General features: G+C 63.3%; 18 protein-coding genes. 11 read left to right on the plus strand and 7 right to left on the minus strand.

Annotated elements, in window-relative coordinates; translation table 11 throughout:
• Positions 1-2: 2 nt before the first annotated feature.
• A complete protein-coding gene (locus BFN67_RS20935; protein WP_080921389.1) occupies positions 3-653 on the minus strand; it encodes a DUF47 domain-containing protein in 651 nt (216 codons plus the stop codon).
• A gap of 136 nt (positions 654-789) precedes the next feature.
• Positions 790-1,362 (minus strand): TetR/AcrR family transcriptional regulator, encoded by a 573-nt coding sequence (locus BFN67_RS20940; protein WP_080921475.1) that lies wholly within the window; start codon positions 1,360-1,362, stop codon positions 790-792.
• 165 nt (positions 1,363-1,527) lie between these two features.
• Here BFN67_RS20940 and BFN67_RS20945 point away from each other — a divergent pair, with 165 nt between their 5' ends.
• A complete protein-coding gene (locus tag BFN67_RS20945; RefSeq protein WP_080921390.1) occupies positions 1,528-2,760 on the plus strand; it encodes an efflux RND transporter periplasmic adaptor subunit in 1,233 nt (410 codons plus the stop codon).
• Positions 2,757-5,837, plus strand: a complete 3,081-nt coding sequence (locus BFN67_RS20950; protein ID WP_080921391.1) for an efflux RND transporter permease subunit — start codon at positions 2,757-2,759, stop codon at positions 5,835-5,837. Before BFN67_RS20945 ends, BFN67_RS20950 begins: the two co-directional genes overlap by 4 nt.
• A 91-nt stretch (positions 5,838-5,928) precedes the next feature.
• On the opposite strand, the gene BFN67_RS20955 is transcribed toward BFN67_RS20950, so the two are convergent.
• Positions 5,929-6,402: a VOC family protein gene (locus BFN67_RS20955; protein ID WP_080921392.1), complete on the minus strand. Its 474-nt coding sequence runs from the start codon at positions 6,400-6,402 to the stop codon at positions 5,929-5,931.
• A 215-nt stretch (positions 6,403-6,617) separates the two neighbouring features.
• Here BFN67_RS20955 and ilvD point away from each other — a divergent pair, with 215 nt between their 5' ends.
• The 8 genes from ilvD (at position 6,618) to BFN67_RS20995 (ending at position 16,982) form a co-directional block, all read left to right on the plus strand.
• A complete protein-coding gene (gene ilvD / locus BFN67_RS20960) occupies positions 6,618-8,453 on the plus strand; it encodes a dihydroxy-acid dehydratase (protein WP_080921393.1) in 1,836 nt (611 codons plus the stop codon).
• A gap of 212 nt (positions 8,454-8,665) precedes the next feature.
• A complete protein-coding gene (locus tag BFN67_RS20965) occupies positions 8,666-9,958 on the plus strand; it encodes an amidohydrolase family protein (protein ID WP_080921394.1) in 1,293 nt (430 codons plus the stop codon).
• A gap of 73 nt (positions 9,959-10,031) precedes the next feature.
• A complete protein-coding gene (locus BFN67_RS20970) occupies positions 10,032-10,298 on the plus strand; it encodes a hypothetical protein (protein WP_080921395.1) in 267 nt (88 codons plus the stop codon).
• 155 nt (positions 10,299-10,453) lie between these two features.
• A complete protein-coding gene (locus BFN67_RS20975) occupies positions 10,454-11,374 on the plus strand; it encodes a DMT family transporter (protein WP_080921396.1) in 921 nt (306 codons plus the stop codon).
• Positions 11,375-11,630: 256 nt separating this feature from the next.
• A complete protein-coding gene (locus BFN67_RS20980; RefSeq protein ID WP_425349814.1) occupies positions 11,631-12,674 on the plus strand; it encodes a YeiH family protein in 1,044 nt (347 codons plus the stop codon).
• Positions 12,675-12,683: 9 nt separating this feature from the next.
• Positions 12,684-13,565, plus strand: a complete 882-nt coding sequence (locus tag BFN67_RS20985; protein ID WP_080921398.1) for a LysR family transcriptional regulator — start codon at positions 12,684-12,686, stop codon at positions 13,563-13,565.
• Positions 13,566-13,617: 52 nt separating this feature from the next.
• Positions 13,618-14,532: a phosphotransferase family protein gene (locus tag BFN67_RS20990; RefSeq protein ID WP_192856889.1), complete on the plus strand. Its 915-nt coding sequence runs from the start codon at positions 13,618-13,620 to the stop codon at positions 14,530-14,532.
• Positions 14,529-16,982, plus strand: coding sequence for a GcvT family protein (locus BFN67_RS20995; protein ID WP_080921399.1), 2,454 nt, complete (start codon positions 14,529-14,531; stop codon positions 16,980-16,982). Before BFN67_RS20990 ends, BFN67_RS20995 begins: the two co-directional genes overlap by 4 nt.
• A gap of 108 nt (positions 16,983-17,090) precedes the next feature.
• On the opposite strand, the gene BFN67_RS21000 is transcribed toward BFN67_RS20995, so the two are convergent.
• Together BFN67_RS21000 and BFN67_RS21005 are read right to left on the minus strand one after the other, a co-directional pair.
• Entirely contained in the window at positions 17,091-18,812 is a 1,722-nt protein-coding gene (locus tag BFN67_RS21000) for an NADPH-dependent assimilatory sulfite reductase hemoprotein subunit (protein WP_080921400.1), read from the minus strand.
• Positions 18,813-18,819: 7 nt separating this feature from the next.
• Positions 18,820-20,652: an assimilatory sulfite reductase (NADPH) flavoprotein subunit gene (locus BFN67_RS21005; protein ID WP_080921477.1), complete on the minus strand. Its 1,833-nt coding sequence runs from the start codon at positions 20,650-20,652 to the stop codon at positions 18,820-18,822.
• A 510-nt stretch (positions 20,653-21,162) separates the two neighbouring features.
• Between BFN67_RS21005 and BFN67_RS24200 the strand changes: the two genes are divergently transcribed.
• Positions 21,163-21,372 (plus strand): hypothetical protein, encoded by a 210-nt coding sequence (locus BFN67_RS24200; RefSeq protein WP_139789280.1) that lies wholly within the window; start codon positions 21,163-21,165, stop codon positions 21,370-21,372.
• A 6-nt stretch (positions 21,373-21,378) separates the two neighbouring features.
• On the opposite strand, the gene BFN67_RS21015 is transcribed toward BFN67_RS24200, so the two are convergent.
• Positions 21,379-22,236 (minus strand): LysR family transcriptional regulator, encoded by an 858-nt coding sequence (locus tag BFN67_RS21015; RefSeq protein WP_080921402.1) that lies wholly within the window; start codon positions 22,234-22,236, stop codon positions 21,379-21,381.
• An 88-nt stretch (positions 22,237-22,324) separates the two neighbouring features.
• Complete coding sequence (locus tag BFN67_RS21020; RefSeq protein WP_080921403.1) at positions 22,325-23,185, minus strand: TIGR01459 family HAD-type hydrolase; 861 nt, start codon at positions 23,183-23,185, stop codon at positions 22,325-22,327.
• Positions 23,186-23,526 lie beyond the last annotated feature (341 nt).

The following is a 23,526-nucleotide window of genomic DNA, read 5'->3' on the forward strand; positions in this document are numbered from 1 at the left end:
GGCTACACGTTCTCGATGGCGATGCCGCTGATCTCGTTGGCGACATCCTCGAAACGGTCAACGACCTTTTCGAGCTGGCCATAGATCTCGGAGCCAATCATATAGGCCATGGCGTCGCCCTGGCTGCGGCCATAACGCTTGTACAGGTCCTTCAGCCCCTGCTCATGCAGGTCGTCGGCTCGGCCCTCGACGCGCATAACCTCCTCGGCGATGGTGCTGAGGCGCGCGGTATTGGCACTGACCTGGGCAAGCAGCGGAATCGCCTCGGCGACCAACCCGGCGGCCTGAACGATGACGCCGCCCATCTCGCGCATCAGCGGGTCGAACTCCGTCCTCTCGAACAGGCGCACGGTCTTGACAGTCTTGTGCATCATGTCGATGGCGTCGTCCATCGACTGGATCAGGTCCTGAATGTCGCTGCGGTCGAACGGCGTGATGAAGGAGCGCCGCACCGCCAGCATCACCTCGGCGGTGATGTGGTCGGCCTGGTCTTCCAGCTCGACGATCTCCTGGCACCAGCGATCGACCTCGGGACCGCCGGCCAGAAGGCGCTCCAGCGCCTCGGCCGCACCCACGACCGTATGTGAGTGCCGCTCGAACAGGTCGAAGAAGCGGTCCTCATGCGGCAGCAGCTTGCGGAACCAGTTCAGCATTGCGATCTTCTCTTGCCGGCGGCGGGACCTGTCAGATAGCGCAGCGTCCGAGTTGTGGAAACCGTAAAATCGCCAAAAGATGGGGATGCTTCACGCGATGCAGCCGATTTGGGCACACGCAGGCGGAAGCCGCGCCTCAAGCGTCGAGCTTTTCCAACGGCACTGCGTTGTCGGCTTCGGCCATCTTCAACAGGGAATCGACCAGCAATTGCCGCTCGTCGTCGGCGAGCGGATCGAAGCCGAACAGATTCATGCTGCGCAGGCCCTCAATCGCCAGATAGGTGACGAGCAAGGCGCGCAGATCGGGTGTCTCGGCCTTGAGGCGCTCGAAAAGCTGGCGCCTGAACAGCTTGATCGGCGTAAGAAAATCCGGATCCTCGGCCAGTGCCGAAAAAATCCATGAGGCCGAGGTTTCCATGTCGCGGCATTCGCGCGCGGCAAGCCGGATATAGGTGGAAAGCAGGTTCTCGGCACTGGGGCTGGTCGAGCGGGCATCTTCCAGCGCCTGCTCGAATTCGCGCAAATACTCCTCCACAAGCCCTTGCATCAGCTTGGCCTTGGTCGGGAAATTATAGAGCAAGCCGCCCTTGGAAACGCCGGCGCGGCTGGCGACGGCATCGAGCGACAGATTGCCCGGCCCGGCCTCGCGGGCGACGTCGGCCGCTGCGGCAAGGATCTTTTCACGCGAATTGGTTCTCGGAGCTTTCATGGCGACTCTTGTTCCGGGTTCCTCCATTTATAGGGTTAGACCCAATTGACAAGACCGTCCAGACGGTACAGTAAGGCGCCTTGCGAAATTGGCGTCGCGATTCACGCCATATTTGCGTCCGTATGCCATTGCCAATTTTTGAATTTGCCGACCGAGGGGTCTCACGTGATCAAGCGCTTCATCATTGCTTTTATCCTGCTCGTGCTGGTCGTCGGCGGCATCGTCGGCTTCAACCTTTTCCGCGACAATGCGATCAAGCAGTTCTTCGCCAACATGCCGGTGCCGACGCTCACGGTTTCGACGATCGACGTCAAACCGATGGATTGGACTCCGGGCATCGAGGCGCTCGGCACGGTTTCGGCCTCGCACGGCGTCAATCTCGCGGTGGAAACCGCCGGCATCGTCAAGGAAATCCTGTTCGAAGCCAATGATCGCGTGAAGAAGGGCCAGCTTCTCGTTCATCTCGACGACGAGGTCGAACTGGCCGATCTTGCCGCGGCAAAAACCAAGGTCGTTTTGGACAAGCAGGCGCTCGACCGTGCGGTGGCGCTGCAAAAGCGCGGCGTCGGCACCGACGCGACGCTGGATACGGCGCAGGCAACCTATTCGTCTTCCGTTTCGCAGGTCGCGAAGCTGCAGGCGCTGGCCGACCAGAAGCTGGTCCAGGCACCCTTTGACGGCACGGTCGGCATTCCGCGCATCGACCTCGGGCAATATGTCGCGCCGGGCAATGCGATCGTGACACTGCAGAATCTCGACAAGCTGCGCGTCGACTTCACGGTGCCGGAACAGCATTTCGCCGAACTGAAGATCGGCCAGCAGGCCATCTTCGGCGTCTCCAAGGACGACATGCCCTACAAGGGCACCATCACCGGCATCGATCCCAAGATCGACCCGGTCAGCCGCCTCGTCTCCGTGCGAGCTGAAATCAACAATCCCGATGGGCATCTCAGCCCTGGCCAGTTCGTCCAGGTGCGCGTGCAACTGCCTGAGGAAAAAGGCGTGATCGCCATTCCGCAGACCGCGCTGATCAACAGCCTCTATGGCGACTATGTCTATGCCGTGCGCCCTGCCCAGGAGGCAAACGCCAAGGCTGCGGACACGAAGCCCGAGGAAGCCAAGGCCGAGGCCGACAGAGCCAAGGCGCCGGCCGAGGGGACCGCAAAACCTGACGACAAGGCCGCTGCCAAGCCTGAAGCGGAAAAGCTCGCGGCCTATCAGATCTTCGTTACGCCGGGCCGCCGCTTCGGAGGGGTGGTCGAGATCACCAAGGGCGTCAAGGCCGGCGAGGAGATCGTGACCGCGGGCCAGAACCGGCTGTCCAACGGCGCGCCCGTCAACGTCGACAACACCGTCGACATCTCCAAGCTTCCAGCAACGCAGGGCGCTGCTCAATGAGTATTTCAGCACTTTTCATCCGGCGTCCGGTCTTTTCGACCGTCTTCGCCACCATGATCCTGCTGCTCGGCCTCGAGGGCATCTTCAACCTGTCGATCCGGCAATATCCCGAGATCGAGGAGACGGCCATCACGGTCACGACGGCCTATCCGGGCGCCAGCGCGGATCTGATCCAGGGGTTCATCTCGGCGCCGATCGCGCGCGCCGTGGCCTCGACCGAGAATATCGACTACGTCACCTCGTCGAGCAGTCCCTCGTCCAGCACCGTGACCGTGCAGATGAAGCTCGGTTCGGACCCCGACGTGGCGCTGACCGACGTCTTGTCGAAGGTTCAGGGCGTGCGCGGCACGCTGCCTGAAGAAGCCAAGGACCCGGTCATCGTCAAGGGCACCGGCGACCAGTTCGCGATGATGTATATCTCGATGCAGAATCCGAACATGACGTCGGAGCAGCTTACCGAATATATCGAGCGCGTCATCCGGCCACGCATGGCGACCATCGAAGGCGTCGCCGACGTGCAGATCTTCGGCGCGGCCGATTATTCGATGCGCGTATGGATCGACCCGATCAGGCTCGCGGCCCGTGGCATCACGGCGGCGGAGGTGCTTACCGCCATCAACGCCTCGAACTTCCTTTCGGCGCCCGGCAAGACCGAAAACGACTATGTCGGCTCGGCGATAACCGTGCGCTCCACGCTGCAGACGCCGGAGGCTTTCGCGGCCCTGCCGCTGCGCTCCACCGACGGCGATGTGGTGCGGCTGGGCGACGTGGCGACGGTGGAACTTGCCGCCGAGAACACCGATACCCGCGTCAGTTTCAATAACAAGCCCGGCATCTTCCTGGCCATCTTCCCGACGCCGGCGGCCAATCCGCTGACGACGGCAACGGCCATCCACAAGGAAGTGCCCAATATCCAGGCCAGCCTGCCGGACGGCATGAAGATCGAGATCGTCTATGACGCGACCGAGCAGATCAGCGCCTCGATCGACGAGGTGTTCAAGACCATCGCCGAGGCGGTCGCCATCGTGGTGGTGGTGATCCTGCTGTTCCTGGGCTCTTTCCGGTCGGTGTTGATGCCGGTCGCCACCATTCCGCTATCGCTGATCGGTGTGTGTTTCCTGCTCTATCTGTTCGGCTACTCGATCAACCTGTTGTCGCTGCTCGCCATGGTTCTGGCAATCGGCCTTGTGGTGGACGACGCCATCGTGGTGGTGGAAAACATCCACCGCCATATGGAAGACGGCATGTCGGCCATGCAGGCCGCATTGAACGGCATGAAGGAAATCTCGTCGGCCATCGTGGCGATGACGATCACGCTGGCCGCCGTGTTCACGCCGCTTGCCTTTACCGGCGGGCTGACCGGCGGGCTGTTTCGCGAGTTCGCGGTGACATTGGCCGGCTCGGTGGTGATCTCGGGCATCGTTGCCTTGACGATCACGCCGATGATGTCGGCGCGCATCCTCAAGGCCGGCTCGCACAGCCGCTTCCAGCAAATCGTGGATAATACCTTCGCCCGTGTCGAGCATATCTATGGCAGGCTGGTGACGGGCTCGCTGCGCTACCGGCCGGTGACGTTGATGATCGTCATCGCCCTGGTCGCGGTGACGGCCTTCATGTTCACCAAGACGTCGAGCGAACTGGCTCCCGAAGAAGACCAGGGCTTCCTGCTTTCGCTGGTCACGGCGCCACGCTACGCGACGGCGGATTACACCGAAACCTATGTCAAGCAGATCACCGATCTGGTGCAGGACATTCCGGAAACGCGGGCGCTGTTCTCGGCCGTCGCTTTCGGCGGCCAGGTCAACCAGGCTTTCGTCGGCTTCGCCTTCAAGGACTGGGCGGAGCGCGACAAGAGCTCGAAGGAACTCCAGCAGGAGATCCAGCAACGCATATCCAAGGTGGCCGGCGTCGAGGCCTTCGTCTTCGCGCCGCCGACGCTGCCGGGCTCCGGCGGCGGCCTGCCGATTTCGGTGGTGATCCGCTCGACCGGCGAAGCTTCCAAGGTCTATGAGGTCGCCGAGGAGGTGAAGAAGAAGGCTCAGGCTTCCGGCAAATTCATCGTCGTGCAGGATTCGATGGCCTATGACGCGCCGCAGGTGACGGTGAAGATCGACCGTGACCGCGCCGCTGCGCTCAACCTGCCGATCGCCGATATCGGCCGCACGCTGACGCTGATGGTCGGCGGCGGCGAGATCGCGCAGTTCGACCGCGACTCCAACAGCTACGACATCATCATGCAGGTGCCGCAGGAGTATCGCAACAACCCGCAAAAGCTGGGCGATTTCTTCGTGCGCAGTTCGACCGGGCAGATGGTGCCGCTGTCGGCGGTGGTGACGATTTCCAACAACGCCTCGCCGGCCGCCATCGAGCAGTTCAACCAGTTGAACTCCGCCACGATTTCGGCGCTACCCCTGCCTGGGGTGACGACCGGCGACGGCCTGGCGACCATTGAGCAGATTGCGCAGCAGGCGATGCCGGAAGGCTTCTCGCTCGATTATTCCGGCCAGTCGCGGCAGGAGAAGGAGCAGGGCAACACGCTGATGATCGCCTTCGGCGCGGCTATCCTGGTCATCTATCTGGTGCTGGCGGCGCAGTTCGAAAGCTTTCGCGACCCGCTCATCATCATGATGTCGGTGCCGCTGTCGATCTTCGGCGCGATCGTGCCGCTCAATCTCGGGCTTGGCACGCTCAACATCTACACGCAGGTCGGGCTGATCACGCTGATAGGCCTGATCACCAAGCACGGCATTTTGCTGGTGGAGTTCGCCAACCAGCAGCGCGAGGAGCACGGGATGAACAAGTTCGAAGGCATCATCGCCTCGGCCAAGGTTCGCCTGCGGCCGATCCTGATGACGACGGCGGCGATGGCGCTCGGCGTCGTGCCGCTGATCGTGGCCGAGGGTGCCGGCGCAGCCGCCCGCTATTCGATGGGCCTGGTGATCTTCTCCGGCATTCTCGTCGGAACCTGCTTCACGCTGTTCGTGGTGCCGATGTTCTACACCTTCCTGGCCCGTAAGGAGATGGCCAAGCCGGTCGAGGAAGGTGCGCCGGCCGGGGGACTGGTGCCGCACCCCTGACGGCTCCAGGCAGCCGGGGACGACAAAAAGGCGGCGGAGCGATCCGTCGCCTTTTCTTTGGATCGGAAAAATAGGGGGCGAGATAAGCGATCTACCCGTTCGCCGCCCGCTCGATCTCGGCGACATCGATCTTGACCATCTTCATCATCGCGGCCATGACACGGTCGGCCTTGGCCTTGTCCGGATCGTTGAGAAGCCGGGGCAGGATTTCCGGCACCACCTGCCAGCGAACGCCGTACTTGTCCTTCAGCCAGGAGCAGGCGATTCCGCTGCCGCGATCTCCGATCAGCCTATCCCAGTAGTGATCGACCTCGGCCTGGTCCTTGCAGTCGATGGAGAGCGAGATGGAATTGTTGAACGGGTCGTCCAGATTGCCATTCAACGCCTGGAAGGTCTGGCCGAACATCTCGAAGTTCACCATCACGACGCCGCCTTTGGATCTGACCCCGACATCATCGCTACGTAGCACGGTCCCTTTCTTCGCGCCGGGAAAGATCGAAACATAGAAATCGACGGCTTCTTCGGCTTCGTCACGGAACCACAGGCATGGGGTGATCTTTTGCATGGCATGCTCCTCACAATTGTTGTTTTCGGTTTCTACACGTCCAAGGAACGATTGAATCCACCTCCCGCCGACACGCCTCGCGGATTTTTACGTCGGACGTCCGCTCTGGCGCATCGTAAAATCATGGCCAGGCCGGCATCAGGCGTATATATAACCGGCAATCCCTTTCGACAGGCTGCGCTTCAGGCGCGCCAGGCAAGCCAAGGATAGTTTCGATGCCTCCCTATCGCTCACGCACCTCCACCCATGGCCGCAACATGGCGGGCGCACGCGGCCTGTGGCGCGCCACCGGCATGAAGGACGGCGATTTCGGCAAGCCGATCATCGCGGTGGTGAATTCCTTCACCCAGTTCGTGCCCGGCCATGTCCACCTGAAGGATCTCGGCCAGCTCGTCGCGCGCGAGATCGAGAAGGCCGGGGGCGTGGCCAAGGAATTCAATACCATCGCCGTGGATGACGGTATCGCGATGGGCCATGACGGCATGCTCTATTCGCTGCCCTCGCGCGAACTGATCGCCGACTCTGTCGAATATATGGTCAATGCGCATTGCGCCGACGCCATGGTCTGCATCTCCAATTGCGACAAGATCACGCCCGGCATGCTGATGGCCGCCATGCGGCTCAACATCCCGACGGTGTTCGTGTCCGGCGGCCCGATGGAAGCCGGCAAGGTGGTGTGGAAGGACAAGGTCACCGCCGTCGATCTCGTCGATGCCATGGTGGCGGCGGCCGACGACACGGTTTCCGACGAGGAAGTGGCCGTCATGGAACGCTCGGCCTGCCCGACCTGCGGTTCCTGCTCCGGCATGTTCACCGCCAATTCCATGAACTGCCTGACCGAGGCGCTCGGCCTCTCGCTGCCCGGCAATGGCTCGACGCTGGCCACGCATGGCGACCGCAAGCGCCTGTTCGTCGAGGCCGGCCATCTGATCGTCGATCTCGCCCAACGCTATTATCAGCAGGACGACGAGAGCGTGCTGCCGCGCAACATCGCCTCCAAGCCGGCGTTCGAGAATGCCATGTCGCTGGACGTCGCCATGGGCGGCTCTACCAATACGGTGCTGCACATCCTAGCCGCCGCTCATGAAGGCGGCATCGACTTCAACCTCGACGACATCGATGCGCTGTCGCGCCGCGTGCCCTGCCTGTGCAAGGTGGCGCCGGCCAAGGCCGACGTGCATATGGAGGACGTTCACCGCGCCGGCGGCATCTACGCCATTTTGGGCGAGCTCGACCGTGCCGGCCTCCTCAACCGCGACCTGCCGACCGTGCACACGGCAACGCTCGGCCAGGCCATCGCCCATTGGGACATCGCCCAGACCAACAGCCAGAAGGTGCGCGACTTTTACCTCGCCGCGCCCGGCGGCGTGCCGACGCAGGTGGCCTTCAGCCAGGATCGGCGCTGGGACGATCTCGATCTCGACCGCGAAAAGGGCGTCATCCGCTCAGCCAGCCACCCCTTCTCCAAGGATGGCGGGCTGGCCGTGCTGAAAGGCAATATCGCGCTCGACGGCTGCATCGTGAAGACAGCGGGCGTCGATGACTCGATCCTGAAATTCACCGGCCCGGCAGTGGTGTTCGAAAGCCAGGACGCGGCGGTCAAGGGCATATTGTCCAATGAGGTCAAGGAAGGCGATGTCGTGGTGATCCGCTATGAAGGGCCGCGCGGCGGCCCCGGCATGCAGGAAATGCTCTACCCGACCAGCTATCTGAAGTCGAAAGGGCTGGGCAAGGCCTGCGCGCTGTTGACCGACGGGCGCTTTTCCGGCGGCACGTCGGGCCTGTCCATCGGCCATGCCTCGCCGGAAGCCGAGGAAGGCGGCACGATCGGCCTGGTGCGGCCCGGCGACATGATCGAGATCGACATTCCGAACCGCACCATCAACCTTGCCGTGGACGAGGCCGAACTCGGCCGCCGCCGCGTCGAGCAGGACGCCAAGGGCTGGAAGCCGGCGGAGCAGCGCAAGCGCAAGGTCACGCAGGCGTTGCGTGCCTATGCGGCCTTCGCCACCAGCGCCGACAAGGGTGCAGTGCGGAAGGTGCCGGAGTAGGCCGGAAGCCAAGTGGGTGCGTCCTTCGAGGCTCGCTGCGCTCGCACCTCAGGATGAGGATGGTTGGGCGCTGTCCAGATGCCAGTATATCCTGAGCCGGTGCTGCCAGGCTTCGGTTCGGCATCAAACGGTCCTCATCCTGAGGTGCGAGCGCAGCGAGCCTCGAAGGACGCACCCCGAAATATAGACTCAATCGACCCCTGGGAAACGGCATGAACTTCGACATCATTGTGCGCAACGGCACGCTGCCGGACGGCCGCGTTGCAGATATCGGCATTTCGGGTGAAACCATTCGCGCCATCGAGCCGAAGATCGAGGCGCAGGCCGGCCGCACAATCGACGCTTCCGGCAATCTCGTCTCCGCGCCCTTCGTCGATCCGCATTTCCATATGGACGCCACGCTCTCCTACGGCCTGCCGCGCATCAACGCTTCGGGCACGCTGCTGGAAGGAATCGCGCTGTGGGGCGAACTCAAGCAGGTCATGACCTTCGAGGACGTGCGTGACCGCGCGCTGGCCTATTGCGACTGGGCCGTCTCGATGGGCCTGCTCGCCATCCGCACCCATGTCGACACCTGCGACGACCGGCTGCTCGGCGTCGAGGCCCTGCTGGAAGTGAAGAAGACCGTCGCGCCCTATATCGACCTGCAACTGGTCGCCTTTCCGCAGGACGGTTTTTATCGCTCTCCCACGGCCCGCGAAAACACCATACGCGCGCTGGACAAGGGCGTCGAGATCGTCGGCGGCATTCCGCATTTCGAGCGCACCATGGAAGACGGACGGCGCTCCGTCACCGAACTTTGCGAGATCGCGGCCGAACGCAGCCTGATGGTCGATATGCATTGCGACGAGACGGACGACCCGCATTCGCGCCATGTCGAGCAACTCGCCTATGAGACGCAGCGCCTTGGCCTGCAAGGCCGCGCCGCAGGCTCTCACCTCACCTCCATGCACTCCATGGACAATTACTACGTCTCGAAGCTCCTGCCGCTGATTGCCGAGGCCGATCTGTCGGTCATCCCCAACCCGCTCATCAACATCATGCTGCAAGGCCGCCACGACACTTTCCCGAAGCGGCGCGGCCTGACGCGGGTGAAGGAAATGCTGGCGATGGGCATCCGCGTCGGCTGGGGGCAGGATTGCGTGCTCGACCCGTGGTATTCGCTGGGCACCGCCGACATGCTCGACGTCGCCTTCATGGGCCTGCATGTGGCCCAGATGTCCTCACCGGCCGAAATGGCCAGATGCTTCGACATGGTCACGACGACCAATGCCGCGATCATGGGCCTCGATCATCTCGGGCTTGAAATCGGCAAGCGGGCCAGCCTCGTCGTGCTCGACGCCGGCAACGCCATCGAGGCGGTGCGGCTGCGCCCCGAACGGCTTTGCGTGATTTCACGCGGCAAGGTGGTGGCCGAGCGCGCCCGGCAGCAGACACGGCTTTCGCTGGCGGGAAGGCCGGCAACGGTGCAGCGCCGGCACATAACCCCGCCGCAGAAAACGTGACACCGCCGCCTGTTTCCACACAATTGAGCCGCAAATCGGTCTAGACTGCGACTTTCATCCGGAGAGCCAGACGATGCGGCTGCGATCTCTTGCCATTTTTGGCCTCGGTGTCCTGCTCAGCGGCTGCGTGACCGCCGAAGAACAGCGCGCGGCAGACGAGGCGCAATGCCGCTCCTACGGCTTCAGGCACAATAACGACGCTTTCGCCACCTGCTTGCAGCGCCTCGACCTCGAACGGCGGGCGGCCTTTCGCGATGCCCAGGATTTCGACTCGCTGATGGGGCCGCCGGTGATCTACCGGCCGATCATCGTGCGCCCGCGCCATCACCACAAACGGTAAAATTCCGCCGGCGCCGCTGCCCCAATCGATTCCGCTCGCCAAACCTTCCTTGCCCCGATAGAGGGATTTGTGCGCCATCATATTCAGGGCGTCCCTTGTGCGTTCGAGTGAACGCATAAAGGACGCTCTGGCCTCGGCTGCGGAGAAGTTCGGCAATGGCGTCCATTTTCGCCCGAGAAAATCTGACGAAGAACATGGTTCTGGCCGGCATCCTTTTGATGCTCGCCGGCGACTTCATGTTCGCGCTCAACGACGCCATGGGCAAATGGCTGGTGGCTTCCTTCTCGGTCGGTCAGGTCGTGGCCATCCGCTCCATCGGCGCGTTTATCGTGCTTGGCCCGATGATCGCCCGGCAGGAAAAATCCAGATTGTTCAGGCCGGAACGCCCATGGCTGCAATTCTGGCGGGCGGCCGCCACCACTGCCGACACCGCCTGCTTCTATGCCGCTGTCGTCTATCTGCCGCTCGCCGACGTGATGAGTTTCTACATGGCAGGCCCGATCTATGTCGCGGCGCTGTCGCACTTCCTGCTCGACGAAAAGGTCGGCTGGCGGCGCAGCCTCGCCATCCTGATCGGCTTCTGCGGCGTCATCATCATGCTGAAACCGTCTTCCGCGGCGTTCTCGGCCTCGTCGATTTTCGCGCTGGTCGGCTCCGTCGCATTCGCCTTCGCCATCATTCTCAGCCGCAAGCTTCGTGGCACCAGCGACACGACATTGGTGACATGGCAGACGATCGGCACATTGCTGGTCGGCGTGGCGCTTGCCATCGGCAACTGGCAGACGCCGAATGCGTTCGACCTCGGCGCCATGCTTTTGCTCGGCGTCGTTTCCTGCATCGCGCATCTGTTGATCACCCGCGCCTTGAAAATGGCTCCGGCCTCGACGCTGGCGCCACTGCACTACACGCTGCTTTTATGGGCGGTTGTGTTCGGCATCGTCTTCTTCGGCGACGTGCCCGGCCCGCGCATCCTGATCGGCGCGGCCATCGTGGTGCTTGCCGGCATGTTCATCTTCCACCGCCAGAATGTGGTCGACACGGTACCGGCCGAGAACGTGCCGAAGGGCGTGAACTGAGCGGCGACCACCCTCATGCTTCTCCACGCCGTTGGCAGCCAACAGCGGCGACCGCCCTCATGCTGAGGCGGCGCATGGCCGCCGTCTCGAAGCACGCACCACGCCGGCTATACGATCGCCCCGGAACGACGAACTCCCCACTCCAGCAACAACCGTTCTGGATTCCAGAACGGTTTGACATGAACAATGCGTTGGATTGATGATTGGAGGAATGGCATTCCTCTCCTGTCATCTTCGGAGAAACGCATTGTCTGTCATCTCATTCCTCGCCGGTAATTCTGTTCTGCCGGACGAATCGGCCCGGCAGCCGGGTTTTCTCCGCCGGCATGCCGGCATCTGGCCGGGCATCGTGCTGGCGGCGATCATTGCCGCTGCCGCGATCTCGATCCGCGAGCTTCCGGGGCTCGGCATTTTCAGCCCGATGATCCTTGCGGTCATCGTCGGCATCGTTTTCTCCAACTCCGTCGGCACGCCGGCCAACACCGCCGCAGGCATCGCGTTTTGCCAGCGCAGCCTGCTGCGCTTCGCCATCATCCTGCTCGGCTTCCAGTTGACGGCGGCGCAGCTTGTCTCCATCGGCCCGGCCGGTATCGGCATTGCCGTCGCATCGCTTGTGGCGACCTTCTGTTTCACGCTCGGTCTCGGCCGCCTGCTTGGCGTCGATCGCAAGCTGACCGAGTTGATCGCGGCCGGCACGTCGATCTGCGGCGCCTCGGCCATCGTCGCCACCAATACGGTTACGCAGGGCCGCGATGAGGACGTCGCCTATGCGGTCGCCTGCATCACCGCCTTCGGCACCGTCGCCATGCTTGGCTATCCGCTGGTTGCGCCGCTGTTCGGGCTCGACCAGCATCATTACGGCCTGTGGGCAGGCACCTCGATCCATGAGGTCGCGCAGGTGATCGGCGCGGCCTTCCAGGGCGGTCCCCAGGCCGGCGAAATCGGCACGGTCGCCAAGTTGGCGCGGGTCGCCATGCTGGCGCCGATGGTGATCGGGCTTGGCCTCCTGGCCCGCCGTGGCAGTGCCGGAGCAGGCGGCGCACGCCCGCCGATGCCATGGTTCGTCGTCGCCTTCGTCGCGGTGGTCGCCTTCAACAGCGTGGTCGAAGTGCCGGCGGAAGTGGAATCCTCCATCGCGCTGGTGGCAACCGCGCTGTTGACGATGGGGCTGGCCGCCATGGGCCTGCAGACCGACATCCGCAACATCCGCCTGCGCGGGCTGCGCCCCTTGCTGCTTGCGCTTTCGGCTTTTGTCTTTATCGCCGGTTTCAGTCTGGCTCTGGTGACGCTGGTGGCCTAAAAGGCGGCTATGACGCTCGAACAGTTGCGCATCTTCGTGGCGGTCGCCGAGCGCGAGCATGTCACGCGCGCGGCGAGCGACCTCAACCTCACCCAATCGGCAACGAGCGCGGCGGTCGCCGCGCTTGAGGCGCGTTACGCGGCCAGACTGTTCGACCGTGTCGGGCGCGGCATCGTCCTCACCGATGCCGGCCGCGTCTTTCTGGTGGAAGCCAAAGCCGTGCTGGCCCGCGCCGCCGCCGCCGAACTGGTGCTGGCCGACCTCGCCGGACTCAAGGTCGGTTCGCTTGGCCTCGCCGCCAGCCAGACGGTCGGCAATTACTGGCTGCCGCGCATCATCCATGAATTCCGCGCCGCCTATCCGGGGCTCGCGGTAACATTGACCATGGGCAACACCCAGACGGTAGCCGCCAATGTGCATCAGGGTGCGGCCAGCCTTGGCTTCGTCGAGGGACCGGTGACCGATCCGCTTCTGGAAAGCAGCGTCGTCGCCATGGACGAGATGGTTCTGGTGGTGCCGGTCGGCCACCCATGGGCGTCGGCGAAAGCCACCGAGATCGACCTCATGGACGCAAGCTGGGTGCTGCGCGAAAGCGGTTCGGGCACGCGCTCGATCCTGACCGATATTCTGGCCGCGCAGGGGTTGAACCTCGGCGATATCCAGATCGCGCTCGAACTGCCGTCCAACGAGGCGGTGCGCGCGGCGGTCGAGGCGGGGGCGGGCGTCACCGTCATGTCGCGGCTGGTCGCCGCCAAGGCGTTGCAGACCGGAACGCTGACGGCGGCGGCTTATCCGGTGCCCGAGCGGCCATTCACCATGCTGCGCCACAAGGAGCGTTATCGCACCGCCGCCGAGCGCGAATTCATCCGGCTGGTGGAGGGGGCCGCCTAACCGGTTGCGTTGACAATCCCCTCGGCTCGCGCTGACATGACGGTTGATGGAGATGCCGCAAACAATCGATGAGAAGTGCGCATCCGATATGGATAGCGTTCGCGCTCTGCCGTGCTGGCAGGGCCGGTTCACGGTCGAACCGCTGGCCGGCGGCTTGAGCAACGCCAATTTTCTGGTTGCCGACGAAGCCGGCCGGCATGTCGTGCGGCTGGGCTGCGATTATCCTTTCCACCACGTCGACCGTAGCCGCGAACTGATGACCGCGCGCGCGGCCCACGCCGCCGGTTTTGCGCCGGCGGTCGAATATGCCGAGCCGGGCATCATGGTCTCGCGCTTCATCGGCGCGCGGACTTTTGCCGCCGGGGACGTGCGCGCCGATCCGGTTCGCATCGCCCGCCTGGTGCGTGGCTTCCACGAAGAAATGCCGCGCCACGTTTCGGGCGCCGGCTTCATGTTCTGGGTATTCCACGTTATCCGCGACTATGCCCGCACGCTTGAAGCCGGCGTGAGCCGCAAGGCGGCGGACCTGCCGCGCTATCTGGCGCTTGGCGAGGAACTGGAGCGCGCGCAGCCGCCGATGCCGATCGTCTTCGGCCACAACGATCTTTTGCCGGCGAATTTCCTCGACGATGGATCGCGGCTGTGGCTGATCGATTTCGAATATGCCGGTTTTTCCACCGCCATGTTCGATCTGGCCGGCATCGCCTCCAATGCGGGGATGACGAGCGAGGAAACCGGTGCCCTGCTGGCCGCCTATCTGGGGCATGCGCCGGATGCCGCCTTCCTCCGCGCCCATGCCGCCATGCAATGCGCCTCGCTGCTGCGCGAGGCGATGTGGAGCATGGTCTCCGAGCTTTATCTCGACGCGCCGGGCGCGGACTACGTCGCCTACACCGAAGAGAATCTGACGCGGCTCGCCGCCGCGCTCGACCGTTACAGAAGCCGCTACGGAACCGAACTGCCATGACGCTGCCCACCCACGCCCGGATCGTCGTCATCGGCGGCGGCATCATCGGCTGCTCGACCGCCTATCATCTGGCGCGCGACCACAAGGCCGATGTGGTTTTGCTGGAGCAGGGCGCGATCACCTCCGGCTCCACCTGGCATGCCGCCGGGCTGGTCGGTCAATTGCGCTCCTCGGCCTCGATCACGCGCGTGCTCAAATATTCGGTCGATCTCTACAAGGGACTGGAGGCCGAGACCGGGCTTGCCACCGGCTGGAAGATGACGGGGTGCCTGCGCCTTGCCACCAACCAGGACCGCTGGACCGAATTTCGCCGGCTGGCCACCACCGCGAAAAGCTTCGGCATGGAGATGCAGCTTCTGTCGCCGGCCGAGGCGAAGGCCATGTGGCCGCTGATGCAGGCGGACGATCTGGTCGGCGCGTCGTGGCTGCCGACGGACGGGCAGGCCAGCCCCTCCGACATCACCCAGTCGCTTGCCAAGGGCGCGCGCATGCATGGCGCGAAGCTGTTCGAGCGCGTGCGCGTCACCGGCTTTGACATGAAGGATGGCCGCATCGTCGCGGTGAACACCGACAAGGGCGACATAGTCTGCGAAAAGGTCGTCAACTGCGCCGGGCAATGGGCCAGGCAGGTCGGCGCTCTTGCCGGCGTCAGCGTGCCGCTGCAACCGGTCAAGCATCAATATATCGTCACCGAAAAGATCGACGGTCTTGCCGCCGATGCGCCGACGATCCGCGATCCCGACCGGCGCACCTATTTCAAGGAGGAGGTCGGAGGACTGGTGATGGGCGGCTACGAGCCGGATCCGATCGCCTGGGAGACCGGCTTGCCCGGCGGCGACGTGCCGGACGATTGGGAATTCCGCCTGTTCGACGACGACTACGACCATTTCGAGCAGCATATGAGCGAAGCGATTGCCCGCGTGCCGGCGCTCGCCAATGTTGGCGTCAAGCAGATGATCAACGGCCCTGAGAGCTTCACGCCGGACGGCAATTTCATCCTCGGCAACGCGCCCGAATGCGCCAACATGTTCGTCGGCGCCGGTTTCAACGCCTTCGGCATTGCGTCCGGCGGCGGCGCCGGCTGGGTGTTGGCTGAGTGGGTGATCGACGGCGAAGCGCCGCTCGATCTGTGGACGGTCGATATCCGCCGTTTTTCCGGCCTGCACCGCGACCGGCAATGGGTGTGCGAGCGCACGCTGGAAGCCTATGGCAAGCACTATACGGTCGCCTTCCCGCATGAGGAATATGAGAGCGGGCGGCCGCGCATCGTCTCGCCGCTCTATGAACGACTGAAGGCGCAGCGCGCCGTGTTCGGCTCCAAGCTCGGCTGGGAGCGGCCCAACTGGTTCGCGCCGCAAGGCATGGAAGCCAGAGATGTCTATTCCATGGGGCCGCAGAACTGGTTCGAGGCGGTGGGCGAGGAGCACCGCCACGTGCGCGAGGCTGTCGGCATCTTCGACCAGTCGTCCTTTGCCAAATACGAGCTTGCCGGGGCGGATGCGGCCAAGGCGCTGGACTGGATCTGCGCCAACCATGTTGCCAAGCCAGCCGGTCGGCTCACCTATACGCAACTGCTCAACACCCGCGGCGGCATCGAGGCTGATCTCACCGTGGCTCGATTGGCGGAAGAAAAGTTCTACATCGTCACCGGCACGGGCTTTCGCACGCATGATTGTGCCTGGATCGGCGAGCATATCGGCAGGGAACTGGATGCGCGCCTCACCGACGTGACGGAAAAATTCGGCACGCTGTCGCTGATGGGGCCGCGCGCCCGCGACACGCTTTCCGCCATCACGGAAGCCGACGTTTCCAATGCCGGCTTTCCCTTTGGCCATGTCCGCGAGATTATCATTGCCGGGCATTCGGTGCGGGCGCTGCGCGTCACCTATGTCGGCGAACTCGGCTGGGAACTGCATGTGCCGATCGCCGCCATCGGCGAGGTTTTCGACGCGCTGATGAAAGCGGGGGCGGCGCATGGCATCCGGCCGGTCGGTTATCGTGCGCTGGAATCGCTTCGGCTCGAAAAAGGCTATCGCGCCTGGGGTTCAGACATTACCCCCAACGACACGCCATTCGAGGCCGGTCTCGGCTGGGCGGTGAAGCTGCGCAAGCCGGTCGATTTCCTTGGCCGCGCGGCGCTCGAAAAGGCCGCCGGCACACCGCTCGCCAAACGCTTTGCCGGCTTCACCGTGGACGACCCGGATGTCGTGCTGCTCGGCCGCGAAACCATCCTGCGCGATGGCGCGCCGGTCGGCTATCTCACTTCGGGCGGCTATGGCTACACGGCGGGCAAAGGGATCGGCTACGGCTATGTGCGCCATGCCGATGGCGTCTGCGACGAATACCTGAACGCGGGCGCTTACGAACTGGTGGTGGCGATGGACAGGGTGCCGGCCCGCATCCATCTGGAGCCGCTCTACGATCCGCGCAACGAGCGGGTGAAGGCGTAAGGAGCCTGCGGCGCGCAGTCATTACGTGCTTCGAGACGGCGCCCCCTCATGCTGAGGAGGCGGCATGGCCGCCGTCTCGAAGCACGCACCACCCGGCACCTTACGGCATCAATCGTTGAAGAAGCGCCCTTCCTTGACCTCCGGCACATAGCCGGCGCGGATGGCGAAATCGCCGAAATGCTCGTCCGGCTGCCGTTCTCGGGCGAAATGAGCGATGACGGTGCCAAGCTGGCCGAGGATCGCTTCCTCGCCGACATTTTCGAGAATCATCTTGTTCAGCCGCTGGCCGGCGAAACCGCCGCCGAGATAGAGATTATACTTGCCCGGCGCGCGGCCGGTCAGCGCGATCTCGGCGATATAAGGGCGCGCGCAGCCGTTCGGGCAGCCGGTCATGCGAATGGTGATCGGCTCCTTCGTCAGCCCGTGCTCGGCAAGGATCGCCTCGATCTTGCCGATCAGCGTCGGCAGATAGCGTTCGCTCTCGGCCATGGCGAGGCCGCAAGTGGGCAGCGCCACGCAGGCCATGGAATTGACGCGCAAGCCGCTGCCGGCATTAAGCGCGTCGAGCCTGTATTCCTCGATCAGTTTTTCGATGGCCGGCCGGTCTTGCGGATCGATATCCGAAATGGTGAGGCTCTGGTTCGGCGTGACGCGGAACGTGCCCTTGTGGATTTTCGCCAGTTCGCGCAGGCCATCCATCAGGCGGCCGATGACGCGGCCATTCTCGATGAACAGGGTGCAGTGCTCACGCCCGTCCTCGCCGCGCGCCCAACCGATCAGGTCGCCATTGGAGGTAAATTCGTAAGGCTGCGCCGGCTTGAACTTGAAGCCGAGCCGCTGCTCGATCTCGGCCTTGATCCAATCGACGCCCTTGTCGTCCACCGTATATTTGAAGCGGGCGCGGGCGCGGTTCAGCCGGTCGCCATAGTCGCGCTGCACTTCCATCGTCGCATCGCAGGTTGCAATCACCTTGTCTGCATCGATGAAGCCGATTACCGTCGCCAGCCTCGGATAGGTCTGCGGCGCCTGGTCGGTGCGGCCCATGCCGCCGCCGATGGCGACGTTGAAGCCTTTCAGGACGCCATTCTCGGAAATGGCGATGAAGCCGAGATCCTGGCTGAAAACGTCGATGTCGTTGACCGGCGGAACGGCGAAGCCGATCTTGAACTTGCGCGGCATGTAGGTGCGGCCATAGAGCGGCTCCTCCGGTCCCTTGACCGGCTTGCGCTCCTCGCCATACCAGATCTCGTTATAGGCGCCGGTCTTCGGTATCGCATGGTCGCTGGCCTGCTTGGCCAGCGCATAGACATGCGCATGCAGCGCCGACAATTGCGGGTTGACCGAGCACATGACGCCGCGCGCATCGTCGCCGCAAGCGGCGCGGGTGTCGAGCAGCACATCGCGCAAACCCTGCATCAGCGCGCGCAGATTCTTCTTGTGAACATAGTGGAACTGAAAAGTCTGGCGCGTGGTCAGCCGCAGCGTGTTGTTGGCATAGGCTTGAGCCAGTTCGTCCAGCTTCAGCCATTGGCTCGACGAAAGCACACCGCCGGGCAGGCGCACGCGCGCCATGAAGCGGTAGGCCGGCTCCAGCTTCTGGCGGCGGCGCTCGTCGCGTATGTCGCGATCGTCCTGCTGGTAGATGCCGTGGAACTTCATCAGCTTGATGTCGTCGCCGGGAACGGCGGCGGTCAGGTCGACTTCAAGCCCCTTGGCGATGGTGCCACGAAGCTGGTCGCTCTCGGCCTTCATCGTCTCGTCGGGACCAAGTTTTTCAAGCGGCTGCGACAGGTCGCGGCTGCGGTCGATCTCGATGGTATGCGCGGTCATTTTTGTCTCAATAAACGTCGATCTGGTAACGATGGTCGCGCTTGAGCGCGGCGATGTATTCGGCGGCCTGATCCTCGCCGCAGCCGCGCTGCTCGCCGACGATGGTGGTCAGCGTCGCATCCACGTCTGGCGCGAGATGGGTGCCGTCGCCGCAGACATAGAGATGCGCACCTTCCTCCAGCCAGGCATAGACGTCGCGCGCTTCCTCGCGCAGCCGGTGCTGCACATAGGTTTTTTGCGCGCTGTCACGCGAGAAAGCGACGCTCATGCGCGACAGCACGCCATCCTTCAGCAGGGACTGCCATTCGGTCTGGTAGAGAAAATCGCTGTCGGAATTGCGCTCGCCGAAGAACAGCCAGGACTTGCCCTGCGCACCGCGCGCCTCGCGTTCCTGCAAAAAGGCGCGGTAAGGCGCGACACCGGTGCCGGCGCCAACCATGATGATCGGCCGCTCGTCTTCGGGTAGGCGGAAATGCGGGTTGGCCTGAATATAGACCGGAAGCGTGGCATCCGGCTCGCCGCGTTCGGCCAGATGGCCGGAAGCAACGCCGGCGCGCGGTTCGCCGTTCAAATCATAGCGCACGGTGGAAACCGTCAGATGCGCCTCGTCGGGCATCGAGGCCAGGCTGGATGCGATGGAATAGAGACGTGGCTGGAGCGGGCGCAGCCCGGCGGCAAAACCGGCGGCGTCGATACCCACCACCGGGAAGCGGCGCACGATATCGATGATATGATTGCCGCGCAAAAATTCGGCGCGTGCCGCGGCACCCGCCTCGCCGCGCAGTGCTTCCAGTTCGGCAGCGCCGCTCAGCGTCGCCCAATGGTCGATGAAGCGCGGCGTCGCGGCCGTAATCTCAAGCGCCCCGACAAGTGCGGCGCCAAGCGTGGTGTCGCCCGCCTTCAGCGTCAGCGGCGCGTCACTGGATAAGCCCAGCGTCTCGACCAATTTGTCGGCCAGCGCGGGATCGTTGCGCGGCATGATGCCCAGCGCGTCGCCCGGCTCATAGCTCAGGCCGGAGCCATCCAGCGACAATTCGACATGCCGTGTTTCCTTTGTCGAGCCACGGCCGGTCAGCACCAGATTGTCGATGATGGTGGCAGTGAAAGGATTGCGCTTGTCGAATGCGCCCGATGCCGGCGCGGCGGCTGCGGGCGCGGCTGCACTGGCCGGGACCGCATCTTGCTTCGGCGTCAGCGCCTCTATCGCCGCCTTGCTCCAGCTTTCAGCCGGATCGTCATAGTCCACGTCGCAATCGACGCGCTCGCGCACCCGCTCGGCGCCCAGTTCGGCCAGACGCGCATCGAGCCGCTTGCCGGCGCCGCAGAACTGTTCATAGGTCGAATCGCCCAGTGCCAGAACCGTGTAGCGCACGCCCTCGAGCCGAGGCGCCTTGCGGCTTTCGACAAACTCGAAGAAACCGACACTCGAAAGCGGCGGATCGCCCTCGCCATGCGTGCTGGTAATGATCAAAAGATCCTGCTCGTCCTTGAGCTTGCGCGGCTTGTAGTCGGCCATGTCAACCAGGGTCGGCTCCAGCCCCTTGGCCTTCGCTGCCTCAACCAGTGCCTTGGCCAGCCCGGTGCTGTTGCCGGTTTCGCTGCCGTATAAGATGGTGAGCGTGCGCGCAGGGGCTGAGGCGGGAGCGAGAGACGGCGTCTCGCCTGCCGGCAACGGGATGATCGCCGCTTCGCCGCGCAGGGAACGCGCGGCATAATCGATGCCGGCGAAATAACCGCTGATCCACAACGCCTGACCCGGCTGGAGCGAGGTGGCGAGGCCGCTCAGGCGCTCCAACTGGTCTGCCGAAAAACCCGGACCGGGAAATTGCAATGCCGTCATCTGATCATATCCCTTGGCCAAGCCCGACCGCATCGCCATGGGCGGGGCCATGGATCGGACGGTGTAAATTACCCCGCCAAACAAGGTTTTGACGGCTGCCGGAGAACACAGGTGCAACGGCTTTTGCCTCGTTTCAAATGAATGATATTGCTTTATATAAGCAAAAAAATTGCATTTAATAATTCTTGAAACGGGCATTCTAGCGGCCACGCCGGATACGCATCTTCCTTCTAAGCAGCGCCGCCACAATGGTCGAAACGTGCGCCGGCGCGCGTGCAATTTTTTTTCGGAATGGCCGCTGGCGCGGCGGAAATCGAGGCCGCAGGCGAGGCATATCGCCCGGTTTTTGGCAAATCCGTTCGGCAAGGCCATTGTTCGGCCGAACGGCGAAGGCGAAATTCGCGCACCGTGAAGACGTCGGATTCCGTTCGTCTGAACGACGCTTCCAGCTTTGCATCCGAAAAATTTCCATGCATCTGTAGGAAGGCGATACAGGAAAGGACGAAGGCCGTGGCGATCGAGTGGAAAGACCTGGGCGAAGAGGAAAAGACGGCGCTCAAACGGATGAATCGCGGCCCCTATCCCGAACTCGATCCGGCCTTGGGCGAACGACTGATCGCGCTCGGCCTGGCCGAAAGCCGGCCGCGCGGCATCGGCATCAACCGGGCCGGCCGCGAGTTGGTAATCAGTACGCTGCTGGCCGCCCGCGACAAGGACTGAGGCCGCTCAGTCAGCCTTGCCGGCGGCAGCCGATTTCAATGCCTCCAGCGCCGCCCGCAGATCGGCACGCTCCTCTCCCGCCTCGGCATAGACGGCATAGACAGGAAAGCTGAATTGGCGCGCGCCTTCGACGATCTCCAGCGCGCCCGCCTCGATATGCCCGGCCACCTCGGTCGCGCGGAAATAACCGAGGCCGCCTTCACGCAGGATATAATCCAGCCCCAGAGCGCCGAGGCCGACGACGAGATCCGGTTCGCCGAGCGTGTCCGAAAAGGCTTCGGCGGGAAATTGCATCCCCCAGTCGACATGGACATGGACGCCGAGGTCCGGATTGTCCGCGCCGGAGCCGCGCTTGCGGCTGCGCACCAACAATAGCCGTTCCTCATGCAACAATAGCACCCTGAATTCCTGCGAAAGCGCAGGGGCGCGCAGAACAGCGATATCGAGCGCGCCAAGCTTAAGCAAATCAAGCAGTTGCGCGCCGGCGGCGGTGTCGGCACGCAGCGCGATCTGCGGATTTTGGCGCCTCATCCCAACAATCCAATCCAACAATAGCGGATTGCAAAAATTGGGTTCACAACCGAGCGAGATAACGCTGGTGCGGCCGGGCGGAATCGCAAGTTTCTGACGCGCGCGCTCCCATATTTGCACGAAAGACAGCGCAAAACGCTCGAACTCACGCCCCGCCGGCGTCAGATGCGCGCCCTTGCGGTTGCGCACGAACAGTTTGCGGCCAAGCTCGTCCTCAAGCGTGCGGATGCGCGCGCTGACCGTCGTCTGGGTGACGTGCAGCCTCTCGGCAGCGTGCAGGAAACTGCCGCATTGTATGATTTCCAGAAAGGTGCGCGCCCGGTCGATATCCAATCTACACTCCTTATGATGCAATAAAATTGCATCAAAAAGGCATTTAATTCAGTCCCGCTGCCTTTTTCAAGCGGTGCGATGCTTGGATTCACCAGGTAAAGGCCGGCAGAAGATAGTCGGGCCGCGCGTCGTGACGCTCGAACAGCGCCGTCAGTTCGGCATCCCCGGCATCGGCCAGAATGCCCGTGGCGACCAGCGCGGTCGCCAATCCGCTGGCCTGCCCGCCGGCAATATCATGCTCGACGCTGTCGCCGACGCAGACCACATTTTCCGGCTGCGGATTTCCGCAAAGCGCCAATGCGGCACGATAGATTTCGGCAAAGGGCTTGCCGATCCAGAACACTTTCCCACCCAGTTCCTGATAGAGTTCGGCGATGCGCCCGGCGCCGAATTGCCGTCCGGTGGCCGTCAGCATGATCTTGTCGGGGTTGGTGCAATAGCACGGCACGCCCCGGCGGGCGGCAGGCTCAAGGAGCTTGCGGTAGTGGCCGATTTCGTAACGATCGCCTTCACTTGCCGCCAGAAGCACAACATCTGCTTCACTGCCTTCAGGGACAAGACGAAGGGTGAGTCCATCGACCGCCGAGCGATCGCCGTCACGCGAAATCAGCAGGCATCGGGCTCCGGAAGAAAGCGCCCCGCCGGCAAGCATTTGCGCCAGACGTCGCCAGGCCACCTCTCCGGAACTGACGAAATGATCCCAGGAGCCGGGCGCAAAACCCAGCCGCACCAACCGCTCTTCGTTCGGTCCGGAGCGCTTGCCTGAATTGGAGATCAGCGCGATGCGCTTGCCTTCATCCTTCAGCCGGGCAAGGCAATCCACGGCGCCCGGATAAGGTGCGGCACCGTCATGCAGCACGCCGAACTGGTCGAGCAGGAACACATCGTAGCGACGCGCCAGGGCAGCGATGCCCGGCAGCCGCGACTCTTGTGACCGGACCTGTCGCATCGTTCATCCTTGCTGGCCGTGACACGTCATGCAGCGCACATTGCATGCCACGATTTCAGCCGCAACCGCATTGATCCAGGATTGCTCCAACCTCCTTGCGGGCGTTGCACCAAGCCGCCTGCGAGCCAACCAACAGTCAAACAAGAAAGGAATTCGGAATGAAGTTATTGCGGATTGCGATCATGACGCTCGCGGCTGGGCTGATGCTGGCCGAAAATGCGATGGCGGATGAGATCGTTCGCCACAAGATCCCGAACTAGGACTTTTGGCTCGCCAGCCCGGCCTTCCTGGTCGAAATCGAAGTGGCGGCGGTGCGCCCGTAACATCGGCAACCGCCCGAT

This window comes from Manganibacter manganicus (genome assembly GCF_002075885.1).
GTDB classification, from domain to species: domain Bacteria; phylum Pseudomonadota; class Alphaproteobacteria; order Rhizobiales; family Rhizobiaceae; genus Mesorhizobium; species Mesorhizobium manganicum.

Bases quoted from the DNA above. Each gene is read 5' to 3' on its own strand.
- BFN67_RS20950 (WP_080921391.1), top strand. From the start codon at position 2,757: ATGAGTATTTCAGCACTTTTCATCCGGCGTCCGGTCTTTTCGACCGTC.
- BFN67_RS20995 (WP_080921399.1), top strand. From the start codon at position 14,529: ATGACGCTGCCCACCCACGCCCGGATCGTCGTCATCGGCGGCGGCATC.
- BFN67_RS20990 (WP_192856889.1), top strand. From the start codon at position 13,618: ATGCCGCAAACAATCGATGAGAAGTGCGCATCCGATATGGATAGCGTT.
- BFN67_RS21005 (WP_080921477.1), bottom strand. From the start codon at position 20,652: ATGACGGCATTGCAATTTCCCGGTCCGGGTTTTTCGGCAGACCAGTTG.
- BFN67_RS20940 (WP_080921475.1), bottom strand. From the start codon at position 1,362: ATGAAAGCTCCGAGAACCAATTCGCGTGAAAAGATCCTTGCCGCAGCG.
- BFN67_RS21020 (WP_080921403.1), bottom strand. From the start codon at position 23,185: ATGCGACAGGTCCGGTCACAAGAGTCGCGGCTGCCGGGCATCGCTGCC.
- BFN67_RS21000 (WP_080921400.1), bottom strand. From the start codon at position 18,812: ATGACCGCGCATACCATCGAGATCGACCGCAGCCGCGACCTGTCGCAG.
- BFN67_RS20975 (WP_080921396.1), top strand. From the start codon at position 10,454: ATGGCGTCCATTTTCGCCCGAGAAAATCTGACGAAGAACATGGTTCTG.
- BFN67_RS20955 (WP_080921392.1), bottom strand. From the start codon at position 6,402: ATGCAAAAGATCACCCCATGCCTGTGGTTCCGTGACGAAGCCGAAGAA.
- ilvD (WP_080921393.1), top strand. From the start codon at position 6,618: ATGCCTCCCTATCGCTCACGCACCTCCACCCATGGCCGCAACATGGCG.
- BFN67_RS20965 (WP_080921394.1), top strand. From the start codon at position 8,666: ATGAACTTCGACATCATTGTGCGCAACGGCACGCTGCCGGACGGCCGC.
- BFN67_RS20985 (WP_080921398.1), top strand. From the start codon at position 12,684: ATGACGCTCGAACAGTTGCGCATCTTCGTGGCGGTCGCCGAGCGCGAG.
- BFN67_RS20970 (WP_080921395.1), top strand. From the start codon at position 10,032: ATGCGGCTGCGATCTCTTGCCATTTTTGGCCTCGGTGTCCTGCTCAGC.
- BFN67_RS20935 (WP_080921389.1), bottom strand. From the start codon at position 653: ATGCTGAACTGGTTCCGCAAGCTGCTGCCGCATGAGGACCGCTTCTTC.